The organism is Bacillus cereus, from assembly GCF_002564555.1.
Lineage (GTDB): Bacteria > Bacillota > Bacilli > Bacillales > Bacillaceae_G > Bacillus_A > Bacillus_A cereus_K.
Genome location: NZ_NUVD01000087.1, coordinates 1 through 3,881, shown reverse-complemented (window position 1 = coordinate 3,881; position 3,881 = coordinate 1). Strand labels below are relative to the sequence as shown.

Sequence of the window (3,881 nt, the reverse complement as noted above, 5' to 3'; positions counted from 1 at the left end):
TCTGATAGCGATTCTGATTCTGACAGCGATTCTGATTCCGATAGTGACTCAGACAGCGACTCTGATGCAGAATCAGAGTCGAACAATAGCTCAAATAATGGTTCGAACGGTGGAACAAACAGTAACCCAGGTAATCATCTACCACAGACTGGTGGACAAAATGAGAGCTCAATGCTAGCATCACTAGGTGCCTTATTAACCGCATTAGGAAGTAGTTTATTCTTCTTCAATAGACGTAAAAAAAATACTAAAAATAGCACGAATTGATAAATTAACAGGGATTCACCTAAAAAGCACTCCATATACTGGAGTGCTTTTTAATAGTGTTCTGATTCAAATTTAGCCACTATTTGTATCCGCTATTTTTCTATGCTTCTCTACTATGTTGGGATTTAAATTATACAAAACATCAACCTCTATATTGAGGGGGAGAAGTGATGTATATGGTAAAAAAGGATCAAATTGATTTAAGGGATAGTCTGTCCAAAATCAGAATATGTTTATTAACCAGCTGTTTGGATTAACCGTTTAACAGATGATTCCGTTAGGAATCTTTGATCTTGTTTTATTTATCATCTTTTTGCACCAGAACCATTACTCTTATTAATATTAGTGGGCAGCCAATTACAATAGGAGGTAATACAGGTAGTAATCAAGTAGACGCACGATTGTCTATTTTCAAAATCTCATAAGACTTAATTTTGTGAACGAAAAGTCCATTCAGTTTGTTTCTGAAAGGACTTTTTTTAGGTTTAGAGATACATTGAATGCTGATAAGTGGTGTTATGTTAACTTACGAATAAAATGTCGAATTTATCAGAATTTTGTATTTTTTTGTTGATTTATGTTATTTTTAATGTTATACTCATAACAACAAAGAAAGAGTAAACGAAAACCCTTAGCGATTAATTTATCTGAATTTTCATTCTTTTTATTAGTTTACTCCATGTGATTTACACGTTTGTGTATTACTTTTCCACTCTTTCTTTGTTTTTCCCTATAAAAGAAAACAACCTGTTTTAATCCAATTTGTTTTCTCTTGTAAAGATTTAATTTTTTTTATAACAGTTGGGATTACTATTTTAAAAATTATTGTTGTTTAGGGGGGATAGCTAATAGTTTGGACATTTAATGAAGAGTTTTTATTACAGTGGAGTGGATCTAGAAAGAGGTGAAAAATAAGAAATTTGGATGTTAGTTGTTTAATTTTGGAAAAGGAAGAATAAAAATATAGTGGACATACAATTAAAATAAGGGAATGCAGTATAGATCAGTATACTTGCATTCCTTTACATTTAACTTTTATCAAATATAATGTGAGCAAAGGTACTTTAAATAAGGTCGGTATAGTGCTATGTTATTTTTTGTTAGGATTCATTTTTTTCCTATTTAATTTGAAAGATGTTACTGTTTTTTATGACCAAGACTAGCATTTCTTCTTTTAATGAGCGCCAGGGTTCAATCTTGATAGATTTAGTGGATTTAACTCGTAAGATATATTCATGTGTATAATATGATTCCTCGTTTATCCTCATTATAAATCCTCCTTTTCTACTTAAAATAATTGAAAACCTGTAGGTATATAAAAACTACATATTAAGTGTTGATTTTTAATCTGTTTTCACTTCGAGTAAATCGAATAGCCCAGGAAGAAATAGCAGCAGCTAGGTTGAAAAAGAAGTTTTGGGGTGATTTATAATTTTATACTTTTATAAAATTATAATAGGATTCAGCCGAGATTTTTCCGTAGAATAAGGAACCCATAAAGGATTCCTTTTACATTATGCCGTTCTATAATCGTTGTTTTTAAGCTTCTTTCTAGTATCTCTAAATGCCAGGATCATTATTATCGTGCATATTAATTTAAGCCAGCGAAACTCCTGGTGGAACATTAGTCCTGAGAAGAATTCATAAGCATATAAGAAACCAATGACAAGGAACAGCCAGAGCATAAATTTCAAATCTTTTAAATGAAACTTGTAATTATGAATCTTTTTCCACATATGTATTCACTCCTAGTCTGTTGAAGTTCTATAATTCTTATTGATGATATCTCGCATGTTTGCGATAAAGAATAGAAGGAATATGATGCCTATGATGCCGCTAACCCAATAATATGTACCTCCAGTTGTGAATTTATCATAGAAGGAGTAGGCGCTCGAGATTACAAGAATTACTGAGCATATAGTAGAAATTACTAATGAACCGAAACTTCTCATGATGGTCACCTCAATTCTAAAAGTTATGACTTTAAATATAATTATACATATATATATATAAAGATTCACAAAGGAATTATGGTATAATGTCGAAAGAATAAGAATTATGAGATTTTTTGTTGATTTATGTCGTTTTTAATGCTATACTCATAACAACAAAGAAAGAGAAAACAAAAACCCTTACCTAATAAGAAATCAGAATTTTTAGTTTTCTTTGATCATTTTACTTCTTGTGCCGTAGAAGTTTGTGCATTTTTTCCACTCTTTCTTTGTTTTATCCTATAAAAGAAAACAACCTGTATAAAAACAGGTTGTTTTCTTTTGTAAAAATTTAATTTGTTGTTTTTATAACGGTTGGGATTACTCTTTTAAAATTAAGAGATTCTTTTTTTGATGTTGATTATTTTTGTTCTAAAATACGTTCAACTTCATCTATTCCTAATTTACTGGCTTTAGCAATCGTTTCAAGTGGTACACCAAGTTCATGCATACCTTTAATCATCTGTATTTTTCCTTGCTGAACCCCTTCTTGAATTCCTTCTTTTTTCCCCTCATTACGAGCATGAGCAAACTTTGCAGCCTCATCCATTAAGGCCTTTTCTCTTGCTTCATATGCTTGACGGAAAGAAGAATCTTGACTCATACGTTCCCACTTATTCATTGCTTTTTGTAAAATCGGATCTTGGTTCATGGCAATGTCCTCCAATGTTTGTGTGAGATACTCATCTTCATTCGCTGGTAATAATAATAACCAACGAACAAACGAGTCTTCCCATGGATTAACTTTCTCTTCACGCCATTGCTGTAGTAACTTTGGAATCTCTACAATATGAACTTCGATATCGTCACTTAATAACTTTTGTTGTTGCTGATTCCAAAGGATTCCTGTTGTATGAAACGCTTCATATTCTGGAAACATCACAAAGTTTAACAAGTTTATGGTAATTGTTTTATGAAGTGAGCTATAAGGCATTCCTTTTTGCAATTGAGAGGTGTATAACCTTCCCCAATAATATAAGCTTCGTTTGATCATATCGTGATTGTTATTCAATTGTATTTCTACATTTACCTTTGTTCCTGTATTTAATGTAGCTGAAATATCTAAAATTGATAATTTATCTTCTTCATATTCTCGATGCAAATGTGGATCTTCTAATTGTAGAGCAACAATAGGTGATTCTAAAGAATCTTTTAATATGGCATTTAAAAAGGCGACTAAAATATCTTCATTCCCATTTGTGCCAAATAACTGCTTAAATGCAAAATCGATACGTAAATTTACTAATGAATTGGACATGGTTTTCCTCTTCCTGTTTCAGACTATATCTTTACCTTTATTGTACATAAAACTAAAGTCAATATGCAAACAATCCCCTATGACTTATATAGGGATATAAGTCCTTCTCGTGAACTACTCGCCACTTAGTAGCTCTTACGATCTTACTTGAAGTGAGGGCTTCTCGGTTAGACGTTACTTTTGATAGCTAACGAATTAGTCCTAAGACAGCCGAGCTAACTCCCTTGTTCCAAAGGTTATTTTACTGTCATTTATGCTAACGCTAATAAGCGTAATGCTTCATTTTTGATATTGATAGCTGAGTTATAATCTCTATCGAGATTTACACTACATATAGGGGTCCCGCCACATCACTATCAAGCTAA

4 protein-coding genes and 1 pseudogene are annotated in these 3,881 nt (G+C 31.9%); 1 reads left to right on the top strand and 4 read right to left on the bottom strand.

Annotation, left to right across the window (positions count from 1 at the left end; translation table 11 throughout):
- Positions 1-267: LPXTG cell wall anchor domain-containing protein (locus tag COI75_RS19495; protein ID WP_141535142.1), on the top strand; the 267-nt coding region annotated here is incomplete at its 5' end.
- 1,514 nt (positions 268-1,781) lie between these two features.
- On the opposite strand, the gene COI75_RS27410 is transcribed toward COI75_RS19495, so the two are convergent.
- From COI75_RS27410 to COI75_RS26625, 4 genes and pseudogenes are all read right to left on the bottom strand, one after another.
- Positions 1,782-2,003, bottom strand: coding sequence for a hypothetical protein (locus COI75_RS27410; RefSeq protein WP_000265540.1), 222 nt, complete (start codon positions 2,001-2,003; stop codon positions 1,782-1,784).
- A 12-nt stretch (positions 2,004-2,015) separates the two neighbouring features.
- Positions 2,016-2,219: a hypothetical protein gene (locus COI75_RS27405; protein ID WP_080013425.1), complete on the bottom strand. Its 204-nt coding sequence runs from the start codon at positions 2,217-2,219 to the stop codon at positions 2,016-2,018.
- 400 nt (positions 2,220-2,619) lie between these two features.
- Positions 2,620-3,516: an Rpn family recombination-promoting nuclease/putative transposase gene (locus COI75_RS19480; RefSeq protein WP_000071773.1), complete on the bottom strand. Its 897-nt coding sequence runs from the start codon at positions 3,514-3,516 to the stop codon at positions 2,620-2,622.
- 251 nt (positions 3,517-3,767) lie between these two features.
- Positions 3,768-3,851: pseudogene (locus COI75_RS26625) on the bottom strand (RNA-guided endonuclease InsQ/TnpB family protein); the annotation flags it as partial.
- Between the last annotated feature and the right edge of the window lie 30 nt (positions 3,852-3,881).